The sequence below is a fragment of the Arenibacter lacus genome (genome assembly GCF_008711145.1).
Taxonomy (GTDB): domain Bacteria; phylum Bacteroidota; class Bacteroidia; order Flavobacteriales; family Flavobacteriaceae; genus Arenibacter; species Arenibacter amylolyticus.
Map to the genome: position 1 here is coordinate 49,253 of NZ_VVIN01000015.1, position 20,673 is coordinate 69,925.

Here is a 20,673-nt window from a genome sequence, read left to right on the forward strand (position 1 = left end):
TTGAGCATAAAAGAGAACAAACCTAGGGATCTTCGGGATCGGCTCTTGAATATTCCACAAACTTAGCACTTAAGCCCAAGGGGGTACAATGGAAAAATAACTTATATTAAGGGAAAATTGGGATAAAAGGGTGCAATTTGGTAAGAAAGGACCCTACCTTTACAAAACAGGAACACAAAAGATTATTAATTAAAAATGAGTCACTATGGGAAAAGGAGATAAGAAATCTAAAAGAGGTAAAATAATCAACGGTACTTATGGTACTCGGCGGAAACGTAAGATTAAAAGAAGACCAAGTATAGAGGAAAAAATAAATGTGGAGAAGAAGAAGTAATCCTAAAAAACGGACGCGCTTCCCATCTTCCTACCAACATCCTCACCAGTAAACGTTTTGGGAAAAGGGTGGATACCACTGCAATCCCACCAAATGTTGGGTCTCCCCACCAGGCCGCTATACTCAAAAACGAAATCTACTGCCCCTATACCCTCCTAAACAGGGGTGTAGATTGTTTTCTATATCATTATATTATTAGGATAGGAATGCCTTAACTACCGGGAGCCATTAGCATGTAGGGCACTACTACCTGATAAAGACAGGCTGGTCTTCCCTTAAGGTGTGCTCTTTGCTGAACAAATAGCCATCCCTGTCAAAACCTAGGACGTCTTCCAGGGATTGGGCGTTAGATTCTAAAAGGTAACGCACCATGGAGCCCCTAGCTTTTTTCGCATAAAAACTGATCACCTTTAAATTGTCATTTTTCCAATCCTTGAAGATGGGAGTAATCAAGGGTACGTTTAAAGCCTTTGGATCTAAAGCGTTAAAATATTCGTTACTGGCCAAATTAATAAGCAACTCCTCCTCCTGTAATTCCGTATTCAGATAATCGGTAAGTTGTTTTTTCCAAAATTCGTACAAGTTTTTCTTTCTTCCCACTTTTAAGGATGTTCCCATTTCCAACCTGTAGGGTTGCATTAGGTCTAAAGGTTTAAGAATACCATATAATCCAGATAGTATACGCAACTGCTCTTGCAATTTCATCATTTTTTCTGGAGCTATAGAATAGGCATCCAGCCCCTGATATACGTCGCCTTTAAAGGCATAGACTGCCGGCCTGGCATTATCCGGACTAAAAGGGATGGAAAAAGCTTGGTTACGCTCCCAGTTTAGTTGCGCCAAATTATCCGAAATGCCCATAAGTTCGGAAAGGGCTTTTGGCTTTTTCTTCTTTAGCACCGTATTTAACTTTTGGGCTTCCTCCAAAAATATTGGTTGGGAGAATTCCTTTACTGGTAATTTGGTTTCCAAATCCAGCGTCTTCGCTGGAGATATTACAATCTTCATTCCTTATTATTTTATAAACGTCCTTTAGGTCGCAGCACTTACTGCCTTCCCTAAGTTCTAAAAATATCTAATGTGTCCGTAAAAAGCTATTCAGCCTGATTTTGAGGAGCGTAGCGTCTCCATTTTTCGATACACTGGGCCATATCCTCGGGTAATTCGGAACTAAACCGCATGTATTCCCCCGAAACGGGATGCACAAACCCCAAAGTCTTGGCATGTAGTGCCTGTCTTGGTAGAATTTTAAAGGCATTTTCTACAAACTGCCTGTACTTGGTAAATGTGGTACCCTTCAATATTTTTTCCCCACCATACCGCTCATCATTAAATAATGTATGACCAATATATTTTAAATGTACCCTTATTTGATGGGTTCTGCCCGTTTCCAATTTACATGATATTAAGGTCACATAACCTAGTCGCTCCAACACCTTAAAGTGGGTCACAGCTTCCTTGCCTTGGTCCCCTTCAGGAAAAACCGACATTTGCAGTCTGTTCTTTGGATTCCTTGCTATATGGCCTTCTATAGTCCCCTCATCTTCTTCTACATTTCCCCATACCAACGCGATGTATTCGCGTTCGCTGGTTTTTTCGAAAAACTGCTTTGCCAAATGAGTCATGGCCGCCTCCGTTTTAGCCACCACCAATAACCCAGAGGTATCTTTATCTATCCTATGAACAAGCCCTGGGCGGTCATCACTATTTACAGGCAAATTCTCCTGATGATGTAAGAGTGCATTGATTAGCGTCCCAGAATAATTACCGTGACCAGGGTGTACTACCATCCCAGCAGGTTTATTCACCACAATTAGCACCTCATCCTCATAAACAATATCTAAAGGAATATTTTCTGGCGTCAATAAAAACTCGTGTGGTGGATGAGGAAACAATACCCGCACATGATCCCCAGACTTAACCCTATAATTTTGCTTTACCGTACTGCCATTTACCCAAATATGTCCATCTTTTGCAGCCTGTTGAATTTTATTTCTAGTAGCTTTCTCAATAAAATTCATTAAAAATTTATCTACCCTTAGGGGGTCTTGCCCTTTGGATGCAATAAAACTATGATGCTCAAACAAGTCGTCATCATTCATTTCCAAATCGTCCCTCTCTTCCATAATTATTCTGAATCTGACTTAATTTGAGCTCTCTCGGAAATATTACCGTTACCACAAACCAATTCAATCTTGGAGGTTTTTGGCAATTTATCCCCAGGAGCCACATATTTCCCCTTATGCTTTATATGATACACCATATCCTTTCCAAGTTCGTCCACATAGGTTACCCGCTCTACCTCTAAGCCAACCGCCTTGAGCATGGAACTAGCATTTCTTTGGGTAACTTGAATTATATTGGGTATGGTAACTTTTTTATATCCAGACGGATTTACCGTGATATATATTTTTCTCCCCTCCTTAACCTCACTACCCGCTGGCGGATTTTGATCTATAATGGAGAACTTGGGATAAGACGGGTTGTAGTTTGCCGAATCCAACACTGAAAAGCGCAGTCCGGATTTCTCTACCAAGCTCCTGGTTTCCATTACGGAAAGCCCGGACAAATCCGGGACTTCCACAAACTCCCCGTGGTTAGTAGTCAGTTTCAACCAATGCATGGCACCAAATACCAGCAATACCAAAGCCACTAATGCCAGTATTAACTGTATTAAGAATGCCCTGCTAATTAGAAATTTGAAAAAGTTCAGCATAATTTATTTTCTTAAACGACAAAGATAGAAAACCGAATGCTTTTTTCTTTGTTTTGAATGCATGATATTTGCCGAATGATAAGACTGGCCTAAAAACCTAAAAATAACTGACCCTTACCGAAATCCAACGGCAATAAGATAATGGAATTGAACCTCTTATAGTTTGGGAACTTTTAATTTTGAAGGATGAAAAAAAACATTGCCATTATTATGGGTGGCTATTCTAGCGAGTACGAAATCTCCCTGATGAGCGGGGAAGTGGTTTTTCAAAATTTGAACAAGGAGAAATTTAACGCCTATAAAATTCATATTCTTGAGAACAAGTGGGTCTTGGTAGATGATAACCAAGAGGAGCACATGGTAAACAAGCACAATTTTACCGTAAAATTGGATCAGGAGACCCTTAGTTTTGATTGTGTATTTAATGCCATTCACGGATCTCCGGGCGAAGACGGCATTATGCAAGCCTATTTTCATCTCTTGGGCATCCCACACACTTCCTGTGATTACTATCAGGCAGCCCTAACTTTTAACAAGCGGGATCTTCTAAGTGTACTAAAACCCTACGGAATAAAATCGGCCACCTCTTATTACCTCAACCAAGGCGACCCCATTAAACACGACAAAATAATAGATACGGTGGGACTTCCCTGTTTCGTAAAAGCCAACAAAGCCGGTTCTAGCTTTGGCATTACCAAGGTATACAGCAAGGAAGAACTGCCAGAAGCAATAGAAAAAGCTTTTATGGAAGACGATGAGATCCTTATAGAATCTTTTTTAGACGGTACCGAAGTCTCGGTAGGGGTTATCCAATACAAAGGGAAAACCACGGTACTACCCATCACAGAGATTGTATCCGAAAATGATTTCTTTGATTATTCGGCAAAATACAAGGGTGAAGCCCAAGAAATTACGCCTGCTAGAATCTCAAAAATACAAGAAGAAAAAGTGGTGCATATTGCCAAACTGGCTTATGACACCCTAAAATTGAAGGGATACTCTAGAAGTGAGTTTATTTTTGTAGGTGACGAGCCTTATATGTTAGAGATGAACACCACGCCTGGATTGACGAACGAAAGTATCTTACCCCAACAGGCCGCTGCCGCTGGCATTTCACTTTCAGAACTCTTTGAAAGTGCCATTTGGCAAGCTTTGAAAGAAATTAAGTAACTTTGCGGCATAAAACCAATATAAAGAGTTTGCCCTACAGGATGATTCAACCTAATTTCCCAACCTATTATAGAGGCATTACTAATCCATAAAAATGAAAAAACGCGCTATTTTTCCAGGATCCTTTGACCCTGTTACCTTGGGACATTATGATATTATTAAACGGGGTATTACCCTTTTTGATGAGCTGATCATTGCCATTGGGGTAAATACAGATAAAAATTATATGTTTTCCCTGGAAGAACGCAAACGATTTATTTCCGAAGCATTTAAGGACGAACCTAAAATTAGCGTCCAAACCTACCAAGGACTTACTGTTGATTTCTGCAAAAAAGTGGATGCAGAATTTATTTTAAGAGGACTTAGAAACCCCGGGGACTTCGAATTTGAAAAGGCCATAGCCCATACCAATCGTAAGCTCTCTGAAATTGAGACTGTTTTCTTACTTACATCATCAGGAAAATCGTATATTAGTTCTTCTATTGTAAGGGATGTAATTCGTAATGGCGGGGATTATACCGGCTTGGTGCCCAGTTCCGTAAGCGTGCAATAAAATTTAAGAATTTTGACCACTCGGAAATATGGCAATAAGCATCCTAATGAGCAACATTCAGGGATCATCTTCCTCCCATTCAAAGTCTTACACCACCATAATAGGGGCATTCACAACAAATACTACCATTATTAGAAGAAAAAAAATAATATTGCAATAAATTAGATTTAATGCTTAAGAACAATCCAGTCATCTCTAATCAATTTCTGATAAAACAGCTACCCCAAGCCACTGCGTTTATAGATAGGGAATGTAAGGTTGTTTTTGCCTCGGACAAATGGGTAGAAGAGTTTAATTTCCCACCCTGTAATTATAAGCATAAAAAAATTCAGGATCTCTTAGGCTGGGAAAGCACGCAATGGACCAATAGTGTTCTAGGATGCATCAAAGGAAAGAGAGCTGAAAGTTTTAAGGAGCGCTATACCGATAAGAACGCAGGAACAAAGTGGTACCAATGGGAAATCTTCCCCTGGTATGATGAAGCCGAAAACGTGATTGGCGCTATTGTCCAAGCAGAGGACATTACCCAAACGGAACAAAAGGAGCAACAGTTAAACCGACTCCAATTTATCCTAAAAGAGACCGAGGAAAAAGGAAAAATAGGAAACTGGGAATACCACCAGGAACAAGATATTTTCACCTCCTGCCCTATGATTCTAACTTTGCTGGAGATAGAAGACAACACTGGCCTCACCCTAGACAACTATATAGATTTTCATAAAATAGGATACGATCGCAACACCATTTCCATGGCCATTTACTCCGCCATGGAAAAGAAAACTTCCTGGAACGAAAAATTACAGATCACAACCGCCAAAGGAAATCAGAAATGGGTAAATGTTTCAGGGAAACCCCTGTACCAAAATGGTGTTTATATAGGGTTGATAGGTATTGTACAGGACATTACAGATTATGTCCTAAAGGAACATCAAACTAAAAACAACGAACACCTCCTAAAAACCCTTATCAACAATTTACCGATACGCATTTACATAAAGGATACCGAATCCAAAAAAATATTAGCCAACCGATCAGAATTGGATCATTGCGGAATAGCCCACGAAGCGGATATTATTGGCAAGGACGATTTTGATATTTACGACAAAGAAACAGCAGAACAAAGCAGGGAAGAGGATTTAGAGGTCATGATTTCACAAATTCCCATGATCCACAAGGAATTTAGCCAACAAAATCCGGATGGGACCAGTAATTACTACCTCAGTTCCAAGATCCCATTAAAAGGCACAAACGGGGAGACTACTGGATTGGTAGGTATTACCATGGATATTTCCCATATAAAACAAAAGGAGAAGGAATTAAAAAGCCTTATAAACGTTACCTCCCAACAAAACAAAAAGCTGGTCAATTTTGCGTATATCGTTTCCCATAACCTACGATCGCACTCGGCCAATTTCTCTATGTTACTAGATTTTCTTACAGAGGAAGAAGATCAGGAAGAGCGCGAAAACATTATCCGTATGTTAACGGATGCCTCTAACAACCTAATGGAAACTCTCCACAATTTAAATGACATAGTGGCCATTAACACAGAGGCTAATAACAGTAAAAAAGAGGTAGTACTACACAAAACACTTAACAGCGTTCTAGAAAAACTAAACCCTAGCTTAGACGAACACAAGGCTACCGTTGTTACTGAGATTCCGATGGAGACGCGTATTAACGTTATCCCATCCTATCTGGAAAGTATAATAACCGAACTAATTACCAACGCCATTAAATACCGGAAGCCCGATGTGCCTCCCATTATAAACATCAGCTTACACCACGTTCCAAATTATACGGTTCTGCGGATAGAGGATAATGGTTTAGGGATAGACATGAAGAAGCACAGCAAAAAATTGTTTGGGATGTACAAAACCTTCCATAGCAATACAGAGGCCAAAGGAATGGGGTTATACATCGTAAAAAATCAGATCGAGACCATGGAAGGAAAAGTAAATGCCCAAAGCGAGGTTGGGGTTGGTACCACTATAAATTTATATTTCAATGAGGAAAATTAATTCGATATTCATTGTAGACGATGATCCTATCACCGTATACGGAATTAAAAAATTACTGAATGCAGTGGTAGATTGCGATCAAATTTTGGAATTCCCAAATGGTCAACTGGCCATAAACCACGTACAGAAACTATTGCTGGAGAACAAGGAGCTTCCAGATATTATATTTTTGGATATTAACATGCCAGTAATGGACGGATGGGAGTTTTTGGAAGAATTTATTAAACTACCGGCAAGCAAATCGGTAAACATCAATATTGTTAGTTCTTCCATTGATCAGAACGACAAGGATAAATCCGAAGAATTTAAAACAACCACCCATCACCCAATTGCTTTTAAAAGCAAACCCATACGCAAGGAAGACATTGTGGAAATCACCAATGTGATAACCACTTAACCTTGCCCCAAACTTTGATCGAATGAAATTATAGGATACCCCCGTGCATTGGAGCTAAGCACAAACCTGTTATCAAGCATGGGGACACCTCTTAGACCACCCACTAGAAAAATCAAAGTCATATCATGAAGCCTCTATTAGCGCTTACGGCAATACTCTGCCTCCTATCTTGCAAACCCAAAGAAGAAAGCGAGCCTAAGGAGTTCACCACCGTTTTTGAAAGCAGCAAGGGCGAAGCGACGGCAACCTACCAACAGACCATTGATTTTTACACTACACTAGCCAGGGAATTTCCTGAAATAAACATACGAACCCTAGGCACAACGGACAGTGGCCACCCCCTTCATATAGTGACGTATAACGCCGATGCCCAATTTAATTTTCATAAGATTGGCCAGGAAAAAAGCGTACTTCTCATCAACAATGGCATTCATCCAGGGGAAAGCGATGGTATCGATGCTAGCATGCTATTGTACCGCGACCTGGCACTTAAAAAGATTACCCCTCCAAAACACACGGTTTTAGTCACCATCCCCGTTTACAATATTGGTGGTGCGCTAGCCAGAAACTCCACCTCCAGAGCCAACCAGAACGGCCCAATTTCCTACGGTTTTAGAGGGAATGCAAAAAACTATGACCTTAACCGCGATTTTATTAAGGGCGACACAAAAAACGCCCATACTTTCTTCAATATATTCCACCTGGTAAAACCAGACATATTTATAGACACCCACGTAAGCAATGGGGCCGATTACCAATATACCATCACACATTTATTCACCCAACACAACAAGCTAGATGGTGAATTGGGTAAGTACCTACACCAGGAAATGATGCCCACCTTAGAAGCTTACTTGAAAAATAACGGCTGGGATATTACCCCTTATGTAAATGTATTTAATACCGTGCCCGAAAAGGGTTTTCCCCAATTTATGGACTATCCCCGTTATTCCACCGGGTATACCGCCCTTTGGAATACGCTAGGCCTAATGGTAGAAACCCATATGCTTAAACCTTACAAACAAAGGGTAAAAGGCACCTATGAGTTAATGAAACAGCTATTAGACCTAGCAGAGCGGGATCATCAAAAAATAAAACAATTAAGAGAATCCAGCTTTCAGTGGTACCTAGAAAAAACAACCTACCCCCTACAATGGGCAATAGACACCACCCAAAGCAGCGTTTTAAAATTTAAGGGATATGCCGCAGACACTCTTACCAGTGAAGTAACAGGCTTCCCTAGATTAAAATACGACCGGAATAGACCATTCACCAAGGAAGTTCCCTATCACAATTATTATGTCCCCACTAAGGAAGTAGAGATCCCAAAGGCCTATCTAATCAAAAAAGGCTGGGACAACGTAATCAAACTACTAGAAAGCAATCAGATTAATTTTGAAATATTAAAAGAGTCGCGTACGTACCAAGTAGAAAAATACACCATAGAAAGCTACGAGACCTACCAGAGTTCCTATGAGGGCCATTTCCCTCACTACAACACCAAGGCAATAGCCAGTACGGAAAAAATTGAATTCACCCCAGGGGATATTCTAGTTCCTACCAATCAGAAAGGGTTGCGGTATTTACTGGAAACCTTGGAACCGGAGGCCACCGATTCATTTTTTAACTGGAATTTTTTTGATGCCATTCTTCAGCGAAAAGAAGGTTTTTCGCCCTATGTTTTTGAGGACATTGCCCTGCAACTCTTAAAGGAGAACCCAGAATTGAAGGCAGGGTTTTTGTTGAAAAAAGAGCAGGATCCCCAGTTTTCTAGCAATTGGTATGCACAATTAGACTGGATTTACCAACAATCCAAACCTTATGACCCCTACCATATGCAATACCCCGTATACCGACTTTTAAAGGATTAACTACTCCTTAAATAAGATCCTAATATTAGCGTAGGAGTTCTCCAATGCCTTTTTAATTTTCTTAGGCCCTTTCCATTTTACTTTTTTTATTCCCTCGCTAGCTTCCCCTACCAATTCGCCCTTGTAATTGGTTCGCATCGCAAACCAGTGAACCTCTTTTAATTTATAGCCGCCATTCCGCTTAAAAATATGGTAGGTAGTCTTTAGAAAATTTTCAATCTTCAAGCCTTTCACTCCAGTCTCCTCCTCAACTTCCCGCAATGCACATTCCTCTATAGTCTCTCCCTTATCCAATTTTCCTTTTGGAAGATCCCATTTACCTTCGCGGTAAATAAATAGGACTTTCCCCTCTTTATTGGTTACTACTCCCCCTGCAGCTACAACAAGCGGTATTTTCTTGGAAAACTTCTTAAGGATTTCTTCTTTATTGGGATGATAAATAAAAGCTTCTTTGAGCTTTTTACTGGACAACGCGCTGATTGCCTCATTAATAGAGGAGGCATTTAACATAAAATACTTGCCGTTAGTATTGTCTGACAATTTATTTGTTAAAATCAACGGTGACTCATTAACAAAAACTTTATACATTTGCGTTATGGTTTTAGACAAAGACACAGCAAAAAAAACGGCCGAACTTCTGTTGCAAATTAATGCAATTAAGTTGAAACCTGAAAATCCTTTTACGTGGGCTTCGGGTTGGAAGTCTCCTATTTATTGTGATAACCGTATCGTACTTTCCTATCCGGTTATTAGAAATTATATGAGGGAGCAAATGGGCAAACAATTAGAAACCCTATATGGTAAACCAGATGTAATTGCCGGGGTAGCCACCGGTGCCATAGGAATTGGAATGTTGGTAGCAGAATACTTGGGACTCCCATTTATTTATGTAAGACCAGAGCCAAAATCCCATGGACGTCAAAATCAAATTGAGGGACATTTGGAACCCAACCAGAATGTGGTTGTCATAGAAGATTTAATAAGCACAGGGAAAAGCAGCCTAAACGCTGTAAAAGCACTGGAGAGCAGTGGCGCCAATGTTAAAGGCATGTTGGCACTATTTACCTACGGATTCCCAATTGCTACAGAAAATTTTGCGAAAAGCGATGTGGAACTGCACACCTTAAGCGATTACGACCACCTTCTACAGCAGGCCACTGAAACAAATTATATAAAGGAGGAACAATATAAAACACTAATGGAGTGGCGATCTAATCCCGCTACCTGGCAATTATAAGCTATGCATTTAGAGACACCAAAAAGAACCGTAAACAAAAGCAATAAGGAAGTTTTCGATTTTCTGAACGACATAAAGAATTTTGAAACTTTAATGCCCAGCAACATCAGCAAGTTTGAAGTCCTTAATGAGGATCGGTTTTTATTTGCTTTGAAGGGAATGCCGGAAATTGTCCTTCAGAAAAAAGATCAAACCCCCCATTCCCAAGTTGTTCTTGGAGCTGCTAGTGACAAACTTCCTTTCACCTTAACGGCAGATATTACTGAAGTAAGCGAGGCTCAGAGTGAGGTAACCCTAAGTTTTGAGGGTGAATTCAATGCCATGATGGCAATGATGATTAAATCGCCCATCACTAATTTTATGGGTACCCTGTCCGAAAATCTAGCCAAGCTTTAAAACTTGAGATAAAAATACCCAGCGAGGGTTGATACTACCGCAGTTTTAAAAGGTGTTTTAACCTAGGAATAGGTAGTTTCAACCCAATTTATTTTCATCACCAGAAGCCTAACTAGAGAAAATGCCCTGCTCAGACTAAAGCCTTACAACTTGCTTATGCTAGTACATCATCTGCACCTCTTTTAGATCGAACTCCTGCACGCTATCATCCTCTAATTGGATTAACAGCTTTCCAGTACGGGACACGCCCTGTATCATCCCCATAAACAATTGGTTCTCCTTATTCTTAAAGGCAGTAGGCATCCCCTTTCTAAAAAGTCGCGCTTCATACTGACTACCCAGCTCCTTAAATTGCCCCTCTTCCAGGAGCTTTAAATATTTTTTTAACTGGTCTATGATTGCCAGAAGCACCTTTTCCAAGTCAAAATCGCGCCCTAATAATAGCTTTAGGGAGGAAACCTTGGGCAGGTTTTGAAAATTTAATTGGTTTACATTGAGTCCGATTCCTATTATACAGCTATGAATTAACTGCCCCGAAAGGATATTTTCTATTAAAATACCGCAAATCTTAGTCCGACCTGACATAATGTCGTTGGGCCATTTAATTCTTAAACTAGGCACTTCCAGTTGGTCTAAGGCAGAATGGATGGCTAAGGAGACACTTATATTGATCCAAAACCGCTGTGCTACCGTCACGCCCTCATATCGCTTCAACACACTAAAGGTCAGGTTCTTACCAGGCTCAGAAATCCAACTAGTGCCCATTTGCCCCCTACCCTTCGTCTGTTTTTCGGTGGTTACAACGGTAAAATCTACAAGTTGTCGATGCTGCATTAAGTCCTTTAAATACGCATTTGTAGATTCCGTGGCACTAAGTTTGATTAACTGCATTTACAATTGTATGTTTATAATATAATGTATTGTTAAAAACAATGCTTAAAAAAACAAAATTATAATAACTTTGTAGAAATAAATTTATTGAATGCAAAAAAGGAAAAGTAGCGTAGATGAGTTAATCGCTTTAATCATAAGTGGCATAGAAGAAGTTAAAGGGCACGATATTAAATTACTAGATCTTAGAGAAATTGAGAACACTGTTTGTGACTACTTTATTATATGCAGCGGTACTTCCAACACCCATGTTAACGCCATAGCGGGCTCTATCCAAAAAATTGTAAGTAAGGCTATACAAGACAAACCATGGCACGTAGAAGGCTCTGATAATGCCGAATGGGTGTTAATGGACTATGTCAACGTTGTGACGCACGTCTTTCAGAAACGGGTTAGAGAATATTATGACATAGAAGGTCTTTGGGGAGACGCCAAGGTAACCTTAGTTGAAAGTAGCTTCAATCAGTAAAAAAGAATAATGGCAAAAGAAAATAATACAGGTCCTAAAAAACCAAAATTTAATACTTGGTGGATATACGGAATTATAGCAGTAATGCTTATTGGGTTTCAATTTTTCGGTAGTGGAAATTTTGCAAACACCAAAAAAGCGACTACCTCAGAACTACATGAATTTCTGAGAAATGGGGACATCAAAAGAATCCTGGTAATCACCAATACCAAACAGGCAAAGGTATTCCTTCATCCAGAGGCACTTAAGAAATCCGTTCACAAAGATGTGTCGGATCCAGCCTTTTCCATGAGTGCTACGGCTACCCCGCAATACACCGTGAATTACGGGGATCAGCAGAATTTTGAGAATGAAATAAAAGCTATTAAAGACGAGAATACCAGTTTGGATACCGAGGTGGTCTACGACCAAGAATCCAACGTATTTGGCGATCTTATTTTTACCCTTTTACCCTTTATCTTAATCATAGGTATTTGGATCTACCTGATGAGACGTATGTCTGGCGGTGCCGGTGGTGGTGCAGGCGGACAGATATTCAACATCGGAAAATCTAAGGCAAAACTTTTTGACGAAAAGACAGACACCAGAACTTCCTTTAAGGACGTTGCTGGTTTGGAAGGCGCTAAGGAAGAAGTGGAAGAAATTGTAGAATTCCTTAAGAATCCTGATAAATACACTTCTCTGGGAGGAAAAATCCCCAAAGGAGCCCTCTTAGTAGGACCTCCAGGAACTGGTAAAACCTTATTGGCCAAGGCCGTTGCAGGAGAAGCCCAAGTTCCTTTCTTTTCCCTTTCTGGATCAGATTTTGTGGAAATGTTCGTAGGGGTGGGCGCCTCTAGGGTTAGGGACTTATTTAAACAAGCAAAGGATAAATCCCCTTCTATTATTTTTATAGATGAGATTGATGCAATTGGTAGGGCCAGAGGAAAGAATAGCCTCACCGGATCTAACGACGAAAGGGAAAATACCCTTAACCAATTATTGACGGAAATGGACGGTTTTGGCACTAACACCAATGTTATTGTACTTGCCGCTACCAACAGGGCGGATGTTCTGGATAAGGCTTTAATGAGGGCTGGACGATTTGATAGACAGATCTATGTAGACCTTCCAGACATTAGGGAACGAAAAGAGATATTTGAGGTTCATTTAAGACCTATTAAAACCGCGGAAACCTTGGATGTAGACTTCCTAGCGAAGCAGACTCCTGGATTCTCTGGTGCAGATATTGCCAACGTATGTAACGAAGCGGCCTTAATTGCAGCACGTAAAGAAAAGAAAGCAGTTAATAAGCAAGATTTCTTAGACGCTGTAGATAGAATTGTGGGCGGATTAGAGAAAAAGAATAAGATTATTACGCCTAGGGAAAAAGAAACTATTGCATATCACGAGGCCGGACACGCCACCGTAAGCTGGATGCTGGAGCATGCTGCCCCCTTGGTAAAGGTAACTATTGTCCCCAGAGGACAATCTTTAGGAGCCGCTTGGTACCTACCGGAAGAACGTCTAATTGTTAGACCAGATCAAATGAAGGATGAGATGTGTGCCGCCTTAGGAGGCCGAGCCGCAGAAAAGGTAATCTTTGATGAGATCTCTACCGGAGCGCTTAGCGATTTAGAAAAAATCACTAAACAAGCAAGAGCCATGGTAACCGTTTACGGTCTAAACGATAAGATTGGAAACCTCACCTACTACGATTCTTCTGGACAGAATGAGTACGGTTTCACCAAGCCCTATAGTGAGAAAACTGCCCAAGATATTGATTCGGAAATTTCTAAGTTGATAGAGGAACAATACCAAAGAGCTATTAAACTTCTAAGCGAAAACAAGGACAAGCTAAAAGAACTTGCTGAGCGATTATTGGAAAAAGAAGTTATCTTTAAGGACGATTTAGAGAAAATATTTGGGAAACGCCCTTTTGAAAAAGACCAATTATTGGAGGCCGAAGAAGCTGCCGATAAGAATAAAAAGAAGGGCACAGCGGAAACTACGGATACCGATACGATAAAGGACGTAGAAGGAACCGAAGCAGAAGACAAAAACAAGATTGAGCCACAGGCAGAGAAATAAAACCTGTTTTAATCCGTTGTTTTCTTAGAACCGATTGCTAATGAGGCGTTTAAATTTTAATGGATTTGTTTAAAAAACTTTTTGGGGGAGGCAAAAAACAAGTTTCCAAGGAAACAAAGGAGACTAGAGGGCAGCATATGCCCGATCTACAGATCCCCGTAGACGAAAAGTTCACCATAAACTTTAAAAGCAATGGAGGTAAATTCCTTTATTGCGATTCCATTGAAGAGGTATACGGCCATTTAGACAATATTATTATAGAAAATCAATGGCAAGACCAGACGTTTTTCACAATGGATAAGCGTTTGGAAGAAAAGTTCTCTAAACAAGACGTTACTTTTACGGATCAACCCAGTAAAAGTAACGTCTTTTTTACTACCTGCGAACACCTAATTGGTCAAGATGGCTCCATATTGGTCTGCTCTAATCAACTACGGGAAAGAAAACTGAATGAGCTCCCTTCCAATTTAATCGTTTATGCCACCACTAGCCAATTGGTAGAATCCATTCAGGAGGGATTAAAAACAATCAACAAGAAGTATAAAAAGCAAATTCCGGCCAATATCACAACCATTAAACATTTTATGCCCACCAATGAAAACTCTGATGATTTCTTAACTTACGGAAGTAGTTCTAAAAATCTATATCTATTACTTCTGGAAGACTTATAATATGAAGGAAATTTTAAGGCGGTTACTCACAGGCGCTGTATTTGTTATTTTACTTTTATCGGCCATATTTTTAAGTTCCGATGCATTCGACTTCCTGTTTATGACCTTCGGTCTTATTTGCCTCTACGAATACAAACGTATGGTAAAGCTTAGAGGTTACCACGTCTTTATAGCCTACCTAGGATTGTGGTGGGCCTTTATCTATCTTGTTCAAGATAAGATTCTCATTAATATTTTGATGTTCGCAACAATAACAGTTAATTTTGCATTGTTATTTTATTTGTTTTCTGGAAAGGAAAAATTGTTCAACAACCTTCAAAAATTCTTAATAGGATTATTTTATATAGGTGGTGGATGTATCTTCCTAACCATGATTCCATATAAGGACAGTGATTTTGCACAATTTCTGATCATGGGTATTTTTATCTTGATCTGGGTGAATGATTCATTTGCTTACTTGGTAGGAAAAAGTGTGGGTAGAACAAAGTTATACCCCTCAGTTTCGCCTAAAAAGACCATAGAAGGTACCGTGGGAGGATACGTATTTGCGTTGATTGCTGCATATTTCATGTCCAAATACGAAACCAATGTTTCCCTTATCCAATGGCTGATCCTGGCATCGGTTATTGTAGTAGCAGGAAGCTTGGGAGACTTGGTTGAATCCAAGTTTAAAAGAGCAGCCGGAGTAAAGGACAGCGGAGCCATTTTACCAGGCCATGGAGGTATGTTAGATCGTTTGGATAGTTTGGTTTTTGCCGCACCATTTGCATATTTAACTTTAACAATGTTTAAGAATGTTTCATAAAGAAGGACAGAAGATTATTGTAACCACGTTTATACTGGTTTGTTCGGTTGTTTTGTTGGCTCATTATTTTATTGATATCAACTGGCTAAAACTGGGGCTACAGATTGGGGCATTGATTACCCTAATTATGATCCTTCAATTTTTTAGAAATCCCACCCGCAAAAGCACTAATAATTTTGACCACATCATAGCACCGGTAGATGGGAAGGTAGTGGTTATAGAAGAAGTAGAGGAAACAGAATACTTTAAGGACAAACGCCTACAAGTCTCTATTTTTATGTCACCTATTAACGTACATGTCACCCGTTATCCTGCTACGGGAGTTATTAAATTCTCCAAATACCATCCGGGTAAATTTTTGGTTGCCTGGCATCCAAAATCCAGCGAAGAGAATGAGCGAACCACGGTAGTACTTAATACTCCAAAGTTTGGGGATATTCTTTACCGCCAGATTGCTGGTGCATTGGCCCGTAGAATAGTAAACTACGCGGAAGTTGGCGAAAGCGTTCACCAAGGGGAAGACGCAGGATTTATTAAATTTGGCTCCAGAGTAGATTTGTTCCTACCCTTAGATAGCGCTATATGCGTTCAACTGGGTCAAAAGGTCATTGGAGCTAAAACATGCATAGCAACCACTAAGGTTGAGGAATAACATGGAAACGGAAAGTAAACTACATAAGGAATTTTTGGAGGCGGTAAACTTTGTAAACGATTACACGGATCCGCTACCAGCAGATTTATTGCTTAAGTTATACGCCTATTTCAAGATTGCTAACCGCAACTTTAGTCACCCGGGCAGCAGAACCCCTTTAATTAATGCCTTTAAGGCCAATGCTCTTATACAGGCCAAAAATGTGGGAATGGAAGAAGCCATGCAAAAGTATATTGCCTTGGTTAATCAAGAAATAAAAGCCAAACTTTAATGAACTACTGCCCGCTTAGGATATTATTGAATCCTGAGCTTAGGATGGTTTCATTAAAATTACCTATAATGAATTTACCCTACAATCTCTTTTATTAGCCTATTCCTAAAGTATATATGAAGCCATGTATAGCTCACGGGGTATTGAGGCTAATACAGGGCCTATAATCCAATTTTAAGGCCTTCTAACACAACTTCCGTATTTACCAATACTAACTAGCCTTCTATCTTAATGCGACCAAACTACCCCCTAGAAAACAGGCGGGAGTTCTTTCTACATTACTCCAAGCTTCTCTTCTTTTGGATGCTGCTCCTGCTCCGCTTGAAGGGTGTTTTTCCCTTCCCTAGGTTCCAAAAACGTAAAATAGACTCCGCCTAGGATGGTTCCTATAAAATAAACCAGCATCCCTAATTCGGCGCCGTATAAATAACCGCCCAATCCAAACCAATCCCCATAGAGTCCTAGCCAGGCAATACCTGCAAGACCCCTCCCCGCTTCTATCCATACGGCTTGCTTTTTTCCATCCATAAGGGTGGTATACCCATAGATCCCCACAAAAATAAATCCGCTGAACCACAAAAGACCTTCAAATCCTATAGCCCCATAATTATAAAACATAAACATCATGAGCAGCAAACTCAGAATCATCTGTAAAACCGAATACAACTTCAATGCTATTGTTGCTTTTGGGCTGTATCGCTTAAACTGATACACATCTTTTATACCCTCCACCGGATGAGATAGTATCACATCGGCAGGCCTCCATCCGGTGGGCATAAACCAAATGCGTATTTTATCCCAATAGCTACCAGTATACCAAGCATCCTTTATCATTCGCCATAAATGCTGGAAGTTGATCAGAATTGGATTCCACGTAGCCGCCGGCTTAAGCACCCCGTATTGTGGGGGCACCTCCTCCAACTCCTCCTGAAAGGTACCAAACATGCGGTCCCAAATACAAAGTATCTGACCTAAATTCTTATCTATATATTCCGGATTAATGGCATGATGCACCCTGTGTTGGGAAGGGGTGACCAACACATACTCTAACCACCCCATTTTATTAATATGTCTCGTGTGATACCAAAATTGGGCAAACAAGTGAATAGGAGCCAACACCGCGATAACCTTATGCGGCACCCCCAATAAGGCGGCGGGAATAAGCAATATTGAAAAATAGCCTATCAAATTAGAAATTGGCTGTCGTAAGGCACAGGCCAAATTAAACTCTTCGCTACTATGGTGAATAACATGCTGGTTCCAGAAAATGTTCACTTTATGGCTCAGCCTATGATTCCAATACCCAGCAAAATCGAGCACCAGAAAAGCAACCAGCCAAACCAACCAAGTAGCCTTAATTTCCGTTATTGCCAAGTGCTTCAATAAAAACGGATAGGAAACCACGATTAGGGCAAGCCCTAAAGAGTCCTTAATAATATTTGTGAGACCAGAACTAATGCTAGAAACCGTATCCATCACCTTATGCATCTGCTTTTTCACAAAAAAGCCATACCCTATCTCTAGGGCAAGTAGCACTACAAAAAACGGAATGGCATATAAGAGGGCGGTAGCATATGTTTCCATAACATCATTTTAACACTTTCAAATATAATAAAAACGATCCTACCAAACACTTCACCCTCAACAGGATAAACCATCTAGCATCTTACTATTCTTACTATACTAGCGATCCCTAATTGAAGGGCCCTACCATGATATGCGCCCTATGGGTACCAGGATCCATTAACCATGGCATCCCTGGAGCATGCGGCTTGGCAGGCAAGCCAGTAGATTCTACCGTTGCAAAGGGGGTATAGATCACATATCTAAATTTGCCATTTTCTAAACTACCGGTCTTGGGATCATAATCCTCCGATTTCCCGTAATACACATAGAGCATACTTGGCTCCCCAGGCATTTTTAAAGCCCCAGAGGCAATTTCGTTCCCCCTAATCTCCCTAATCTCAGCTACTGTCTTCCCTTGAGCGGACAGCTCCCTACCACGGGCCATAAAGGGATCTAGTTGGGAGAAATAACAGCTTACGCTAACACCATCCTTCATGGGATTATCCGCAATACATACCAAGTTATTGGTGCCTTTCCGCAATACGGTCATCTTTCCCTCGGCATCATACCCATAAACCATGGCTCCCTCCTTGTCGTCCTCGGAAAGCGGGAGAAGCGCTGTTTTAATTTGTATGTCCTTAGGAAGAATTTGGGTGGTAGATTTCTGTCCCATCACGGGCGCTGCCATCAGCAGTAAGCAACTTACTAATAAAGATTTCATAATGCGCTTTTATTTAGTTTAACTAATGATTTTCATATCTATCCTTGTCCCATCCGTTTACACAGACCTCAGAAAACCAAACATTCTAAAGAATCCTAAGCAAATGGATAGATGTATTACCTAAAGATAAAGATATTTAGCTAAGGCTAGCCATTTTAGCCGGCAAATTCCCACAAGAGAATAGGCAGGCCTATTTAATTAATTAGTATGCCTTACATTTGCCGTTAGAACAGCTATTTTTCACACCATGACAATCAGTAAATTTTTAGAAGAGTTAAGAAACAACCCAAAAGGAATTGCATTTGAAGACACCATGCAGCTTATAGACACCTATTACGATTTTGAGCCTAGTGCTTTTAAAAATGGCGACATCCATAATGAGCTTGGCCAGAATAACGGCTCCTGTAAGATATTTTCCTTTGCGCAACTCCAAAATTTAAACCAGGAAGAAACCCTGGCCTGTTTTGGGAAATTTTACCGTGAAGACGTACTCCAAACCCCGGAAGGCGACGATCATCAAAACATCCGCAATTTTATGAAGACTGGATGGGAAGGAATAAGTTTCGATAAAAACGCCCTAACCCTTAAATAAACAGGGACTGCCCCCTGTTTAAAAAAGCTTTCCTGGAAATTCAATAATCAAACATACTAGCTGAGCCGTGGTTCGCTACCACGGATCAGCTTAATAGCTAGGCTTCCAATATTTCCAATTGCTGAAGAATGTCTTCCTCACTTACCGGATATGGAACTTCATTAACTATGGACTGGTATACGGCATCAAACAAGTGGAGGTAATTAGAAGTGATAGGCGTTGTATTCTCCTCCTTCTTTCTCCCCTCCTCATCTACGGTATATAAGACCCCACTTTTATCGGCCTCTTCCACTCCAAAGTCAGGAGCATCGGGAGCAATACCAGCCAGCAGCTGGGTTTCCTGAATATCTGTTCGTTGTTTTATATAAGAGCCCTTAGTGCCGTGTAAGACAAAGGAGGCTTGAGGCTGCACTACCAACATACTGGCGGTTATGAATACCTGAAAACCATCTGGATACAATAGGTGGATATGTGCATAATCGTCTACTTGGGTTTGGGGACGGAATTGTCCGGTGTGCTTTCTCCACTCCTTAGGGTGTCCAAAAAGCGCTATTGCCGCATCCAACAAGTGAGGCCCTAGATCATATAACAAACCACTCCCAGGCACTGGTGTCTCCTTACCCACTTTGGGGCCAATATGATACCTATACCTATCGTACCTCAGATGTGCCTCTACCAGCGGGCCCAACCTCCCCGATTCTAACACCTCTTTAACGGAGAGGAAATCGCTATCGTATCGCCTATTCTGATATGGAAGCACCTGCTTCCCTTTTTTACGCGCTAAGGCAAACAACTCCCTAGCTTCTTCAGTAGTGACACAGAAAGGCTTTTCTACTAAGACGTGTTTATCTGCATTTAACGCCTTAAGCGCAAAATCATAATGAGTATAATTAGGCGTATTTACCACCACTAACTCAATTTCGGGATCTGCCAACAACGCCTCTACACTATTGTAACTTTTTATATCTGGATAAAGCTCCTTTGCTTTCTTGGTAGTTCTTTCTACCACGGCGCTAAGCTTAAAGCCATCATGCACTTCTAAAAAGGGTGCCTGAAAAAGTTTACCAGACATCCCGAAAGACAGTATACCCGTATTAATGATTTTCGTTGCCATAGGGTTTATTCTTTTTTTCCGTTAAAGTAATTTCCCCCAATTAACTTAAATTATGGCTGTCTTCCAAAATTATTTCTATTTCTCCTCCCCGTGAACTTTTACAACTTTCCGATAAGCAGGAATCAAAATCAACAAAAAAGGGGATTAGACCCTCTA

23 protein-coding genes are annotated in these 20,673 nt (G+C 40.5%); 15 read left to right on the forward strand and 8 right to left on the reverse strand.

The features are described 5' to 3' along the window. Positions 1 to 205 precede the first annotated feature (205 nt). Positions 206 to 334 (forward strand): 30S ribosomal protein THX, encoded by a 129-nt coding sequence (locus F1E73_RS06890; RefSeq protein WP_086477102.1) that lies wholly within the window; start codon positions 206 to 208, stop codon positions 332 to 334. Between the two features lie 246 nt (positions 335 to 580). On the opposite strand, the gene yaaA is transcribed toward F1E73_RS06890, so the two are convergent. The 3 genes from yaaA to F1E73_RS06905 all read right to left on the reverse strand — a co-directional run bounded on the left by yaaA (position 581) and on the right by F1E73_RS06905 (position 3,050). After that, positions 581 to 1,342, reverse strand: a complete 762-nt coding sequence (gene yaaA, locus F1E73_RS06895; protein WP_150451495.1) for a peroxide stress protein YaaA — start codon at positions 1,340 to 1,342, stop codon at positions 581 to 583. Between the two features lie 86 nt (positions 1,343 to 1,428). Next, positions 1,429 to 2,460 carry an RluA family pseudouridine synthase gene (locus F1E73_RS06900; RefSeq protein WP_086477104.1) on the reverse strand — a complete coding sequence of 344 codons (1,032 nt, stop codon included), beginning with the start codon at positions 2,458 to 2,460 and terminating at the stop codon, positions 1,429 to 1,431. 2 nt (positions 2,461 to 2,462) lie between these two features. Then, positions 2,463 to 3,050: a PASTA domain-containing protein gene (locus tag F1E73_RS06905; protein ID WP_086477105.1), complete on the reverse strand. Its 588-nt coding sequence runs from the start codon at positions 3,048 to 3,050 to the stop codon at positions 2,463 to 2,465. A 186-nt stretch (positions 3,051 to 3,236) separates the two neighbouring features. Between F1E73_RS06905 and F1E73_RS06910 the strand changes: the two genes are divergently transcribed. The 5 genes from F1E73_RS06910 to F1E73_RS06930 all read left to right on the forward strand — a co-directional run bounded on the left by F1E73_RS06910 (position 3,237) and on the right by F1E73_RS06930 (position 9,062). Next, positions 3,237 to 4,220 (forward strand): D-alanine--D-alanine ligase, encoded by a 984-nt coding sequence (locus F1E73_RS06910; protein ID WP_086477106.1) that lies wholly within the window; start codon positions 3,237 to 3,239, stop codon positions 4,218 to 4,220. 94 nt (positions 4,221 to 4,314) lie between these two features. Further along, positions 4,315 to 4,773 carry a pantetheine-phosphate adenylyltransferase gene (coaD, locus tag F1E73_RS06915; RefSeq protein WP_150451496.1) on the forward strand — a complete coding sequence of 153 codons (459 nt, stop codon included), beginning with the start codon at positions 4,315 to 4,317 and terminating at the stop codon, positions 4,771 to 4,773. 170 nt (positions 4,774 to 4,943) lie between these two features. Continuing rightward, positions 4,944 to 6,794: a PAS domain-containing sensor histidine kinase gene (locus tag F1E73_RS06920; RefSeq protein WP_150451497.1), complete on the forward strand. Its 1,851-nt coding sequence runs from the start codon at positions 4,944 to 4,946 to the stop codon at positions 6,792 to 6,794. Then, positions 6,781 to 7,191 (forward strand): response regulator, encoded by a 411-nt coding sequence (locus F1E73_RS06925; RefSeq protein WP_086477109.1) that lies wholly within the window; start codon positions 6,781 to 6,783, stop codon positions 7,189 to 7,191. Before F1E73_RS06920 ends, F1E73_RS06925 begins: the two co-directional genes overlap by 14 nt. Before the next feature lie 125 nt (positions 7,192 to 7,316). Beyond that, the gene (locus F1E73_RS06930) at positions 7,317 to 9,062 is read left to right on the forward strand and encodes a M14 family metallopeptidase (protein ID WP_150451498.1); all 1,746 of its coding nucleotides are present in this window, start codon (positions 7,317 to 7,319) and stop codon (positions 9,060 to 9,062) included. Here F1E73_RS06930 and F1E73_RS06935 read toward each other — a convergent pair whose 3' ends face one another. Continuing rightward, positions 9,063 to 9,650, reverse strand: a complete 588-nt coding sequence (locus F1E73_RS06935; protein WP_086477111.1) for an NUDIX hydrolase — start codon at positions 9,648 to 9,650, stop codon at positions 9,063 to 9,065. Between the two features lie 7 nt (positions 9,651 to 9,657). Between F1E73_RS06935 and pyrE the strand changes: the two genes are divergently transcribed. Continuing rightward, positions 9,658 to 10,299 carry an orotate phosphoribosyltransferase gene (gene pyrE, locus F1E73_RS06940; RefSeq protein ID WP_086477112.1) on the forward strand — a complete coding sequence of 214 codons (642 nt, stop codon included), beginning with the start codon at positions 9,658 to 9,660 and terminating at the stop codon, positions 10,297 to 10,299. Positions 10,300 to 10,302: 3 nt separating this feature from the next. Continuing rightward, a complete protein-coding gene (locus F1E73_RS06945; protein WP_150451499.1) occupies positions 10,303 to 10,695 on the forward strand; it encodes an SRPBCC family protein in 393 nt (130 codons plus the stop codon). 159 nt (positions 10,696 to 10,854) lie between these two features. Here the strand turns inward: F1E73_RS06945 and F1E73_RS06950 are convergent, their stop codons facing one another. Continuing rightward, positions 10,855 to 11,586 carry a biotin--[acetyl-CoA-carboxylase] ligase gene (locus F1E73_RS06950; protein WP_150451500.1) on the reverse strand — a complete coding sequence of 244 codons (732 nt, stop codon included), beginning with the start codon at positions 11,584 to 11,586 and terminating at the stop codon, positions 10,855 to 10,857. A 91-nt stretch (positions 11,587 to 11,677) separates the two neighbouring features. Here F1E73_RS06950 and rsfS point away from each other — a divergent pair, with 91 nt between their 5' ends. From rsfS to F1E73_RS06980, 6 genes are read left to right on the forward strand one after another with little or no spacing between them, the layout of a single operon-like run. Beyond that, positions 11,678 to 12,055, forward strand: a complete 378-nt coding sequence (rsfS, locus tag F1E73_RS06955) for a ribosome silencing factor (RefSeq protein WP_086477115.1) — start codon at positions 11,678 to 11,680, stop codon at positions 12,053 to 12,055. 9 nt (positions 12,056 to 12,064) lie between these two features. After that, positions 12,065 to 14,125 carry an ATP-dependent zinc metalloprotease FtsH gene (gene ftsH / locus F1E73_RS06960; protein ID WP_150451501.1) on the forward strand — a complete coding sequence of 687 codons (2,061 nt, stop codon included), beginning with the start codon at positions 12,065 to 12,067 and terminating at the stop codon, positions 14,123 to 14,125. A gap of 59 nt (positions 14,126 to 14,184) precedes the next feature. Continuing rightward, the gene (locus F1E73_RS06965; protein WP_150451502.1) at positions 14,185 to 14,796 is read left to right on the forward strand and encodes an LUD domain-containing protein; all 612 of its coding nucleotides are present in this window, start codon (positions 14,185 to 14,187) and stop codon (positions 14,794 to 14,796) included. Between the two features lies 1 nt (position 14,797). Further along, on the forward strand, positions 14,798 to 15,601 hold the full coding sequence (locus tag F1E73_RS06970; protein ID WP_086477118.1) for a phosphatidate cytidylyltransferase: 804 nt from the start codon (positions 14,798 to 14,800) through the stop codon (positions 15,599 to 15,601). Then, on the forward strand, positions 15,591 to 16,253 hold the full coding sequence (locus tag F1E73_RS06975; RefSeq protein ID WP_086477119.1) for a phosphatidylserine decarboxylase family protein: 663 nt from the start codon (positions 15,591 to 15,593) through the stop codon (positions 16,251 to 16,253). Before F1E73_RS06970 ends, F1E73_RS06975 begins: the two co-directional genes overlap by 11 nt. A gap of 1 nt (position 16,254) precedes the next feature. Further along, entirely contained in the window at positions 16,255 to 16,524 is a 270-nt protein-coding gene (locus F1E73_RS06980; protein ID WP_086477120.1) for an acyl-CoA-binding protein, read from the forward strand. 273 nt (positions 16,525 to 16,797) lie between these two features. On the opposite strand, the gene F1E73_RS06985 is transcribed toward F1E73_RS06980, so the two are convergent. Together F1E73_RS06985 and F1E73_RS06990 are read right to left on the reverse strand one after the other, a co-directional pair. Then, positions 16,798 to 18,108, reverse strand: coding sequence for a sterol desaturase family protein (locus F1E73_RS06985; RefSeq protein WP_150451503.1), 1,311 nt, complete (start codon positions 18,106 to 18,108; stop codon positions 16,798 to 16,800). 109 nt (positions 18,109 to 18,217) lie between these two features. Then, positions 18,218 to 18,811 (reverse strand): hypothetical protein, encoded by a 594-nt coding sequence (locus F1E73_RS06990; RefSeq protein ID WP_150451504.1) that lies wholly within the window; start codon positions 18,809 to 18,811, stop codon positions 18,218 to 18,220. 247 nt (positions 18,812 to 19,058) lie between these two features. Here F1E73_RS06990 and F1E73_RS06995 point away from each other — a divergent pair, with 247 nt between their 5' ends. Further along, complete coding sequence (locus F1E73_RS06995) at positions 19,059 to 19,403, forward strand: HopJ type III effector protein (protein WP_150451505.1); 345 nt, start codon at positions 19,059 to 19,061, stop codon at positions 19,401 to 19,403. Between the two features lie 97 nt (positions 19,404 to 19,500). Here F1E73_RS06995 and F1E73_RS07000 read toward each other — a convergent pair whose 3' ends face one another. Then, the gene (locus F1E73_RS07000) at positions 19,501 to 20,517 is read right to left on the reverse strand and encodes a Gfo/Idh/MocA family oxidoreductase (RefSeq protein ID WP_150451506.1); all 1,017 of its coding nucleotides are present in this window, start codon (positions 20,515 to 20,517) and stop codon (positions 19,501 to 19,503) included. Positions 20,518 to 20,673: the final 156 nt, after the last annotated feature.

Bases quoted from the DNA above. Each gene is read 5' to 3' on its own strand.
- F1E73_RS06890 (WP_086477102.1), top strand. From the start codon at position 206: ATGGGAAAAGGAGATAAGAAATCTAAAAGAGGTAAAATAATCAACGGT.
- yaaA (WP_150451495.1), bottom strand. From the start codon at position 1,342: ATGAAGATTGTAATATCTCCAGCGAAGACGCTGGATTTGGAAACCAAA.
- F1E73_RS06900 (WP_086477104.1), bottom strand. From the start codon at position 2,460: ATGGAAGAGAGGGACGATTTGGAAATGAATGATGACGACTTGTTTGAG.
- F1E73_RS06905 (WP_086477105.1), bottom strand. From the start codon at position 3,050: ATGCTGAACTTTTTCAAATTTCTAATTAGCAGGGCATTCTTAATACAG.
- F1E73_RS06910 (WP_086477106.1), top strand. From the start codon at position 3,237: ATGAAAAAAAACATTGCCATTATTATGGGTGGCTATTCTAGCGAGTAC.
- coaD (WP_150451496.1), top strand. From the start codon at position 4,315: ATGAAAAAACGCGCTATTTTTCCAGGATCCTTTGACCCTGTTACCTTG.
- F1E73_RS06920 (WP_150451497.1), top strand. From the start codon at position 4,944: ATGCTTAAGAACAATCCAGTCATCTCTAATCAATTTCTGATAAAACAG.
- F1E73_RS06925 (WP_086477109.1), top strand. From the start codon at position 6,781: ATGAGGAAAATTAATTCGATATTCATTGTAGACGATGATCCTATCACC.
- F1E73_RS06930 (WP_150451498.1), top strand. From the start codon at position 7,317: ATGAAGCCTCTATTAGCGCTTACGGCAATACTCTGCCTCCTATCTTGC.
- F1E73_RS06935 (WP_086477111.1), bottom strand. From the start codon at position 9,650: ATGTATAAAGTTTTTGTTAATGAGTCACCGTTGATTTTAACAAATAAA.
- pyrE (WP_086477112.1), top strand. From the start codon at position 9,658: ATGGTTTTAGACAAAGACACAGCAAAAAAAACGGCCGAACTTCTGTTG.
- F1E73_RS06945 (WP_150451499.1), top strand. From the start codon at position 10,303: ATGCATTTAGAGACACCAAAAAGAACCGTAAACAAAAGCAATAAGGAA.
- F1E73_RS06950 (WP_150451500.1), bottom strand. From the start codon at position 11,586: ATGCAGTTAATCAAACTTAGTGCCACGGAATCTACAAATGCGTATTTA.
- rsfS (WP_086477115.1), top strand. From the start codon at position 11,678: ATGCAAAAAAGGAAAAGTAGCGTAGATGAGTTAATCGCTTTAATCATA.
- ftsH (WP_150451501.1), top strand. From the start codon at position 12,065: ATGGCAAAAGAAAATAATACAGGTCCTAAAAAACCAAAATTTAATACT.
- F1E73_RS06965 (WP_150451502.1), top strand. From the start codon at position 14,185: ATGGATTTGTTTAAAAAACTTTTTGGGGGAGGCAAAAAACAAGTTTCC.
- F1E73_RS06970 (WP_086477118.1), top strand. From the start codon at position 14,798: ATGAAGGAAATTTTAAGGCGGTTACTCACAGGCGCTGTATTTGTTATT.
- F1E73_RS06975 (WP_086477119.1), top strand. From the start codon at position 15,591: ATGTTTCATAAAGAAGGACAGAAGATTATTGTAACCACGTTTATACTG.
- F1E73_RS06980 (WP_086477120.1), top strand. From the start codon at position 16,255: ATGGAAACGGAAAGTAAACTACATAAGGAATTTTTGGAGGCGGTAAAC.
- F1E73_RS06985 (WP_150451503.1), bottom strand. From the start codon at position 18,108: ATGGAAACATATGCTACCGCCCTCTTATATGCCATTCCGTTTTTTGTA.
- F1E73_RS06990 (WP_150451504.1), bottom strand. From the start codon at position 18,811: ATGAAATCTTTATTAGTAAGTTGCTTACTGCTGATGGCAGCGCCCGTG.
- F1E73_RS06995 (WP_150451505.1), top strand. From the start codon at position 19,059: ATGACAATCAGTAAATTTTTAGAAGAGTTAAGAAACAACCCAAAAGGA.
- F1E73_RS07000 (WP_150451506.1), bottom strand. From the start codon at position 20,517: ATGGCAACGAAAATCATTAATACGGGTATACTGTCTTTCGGGATGTCT.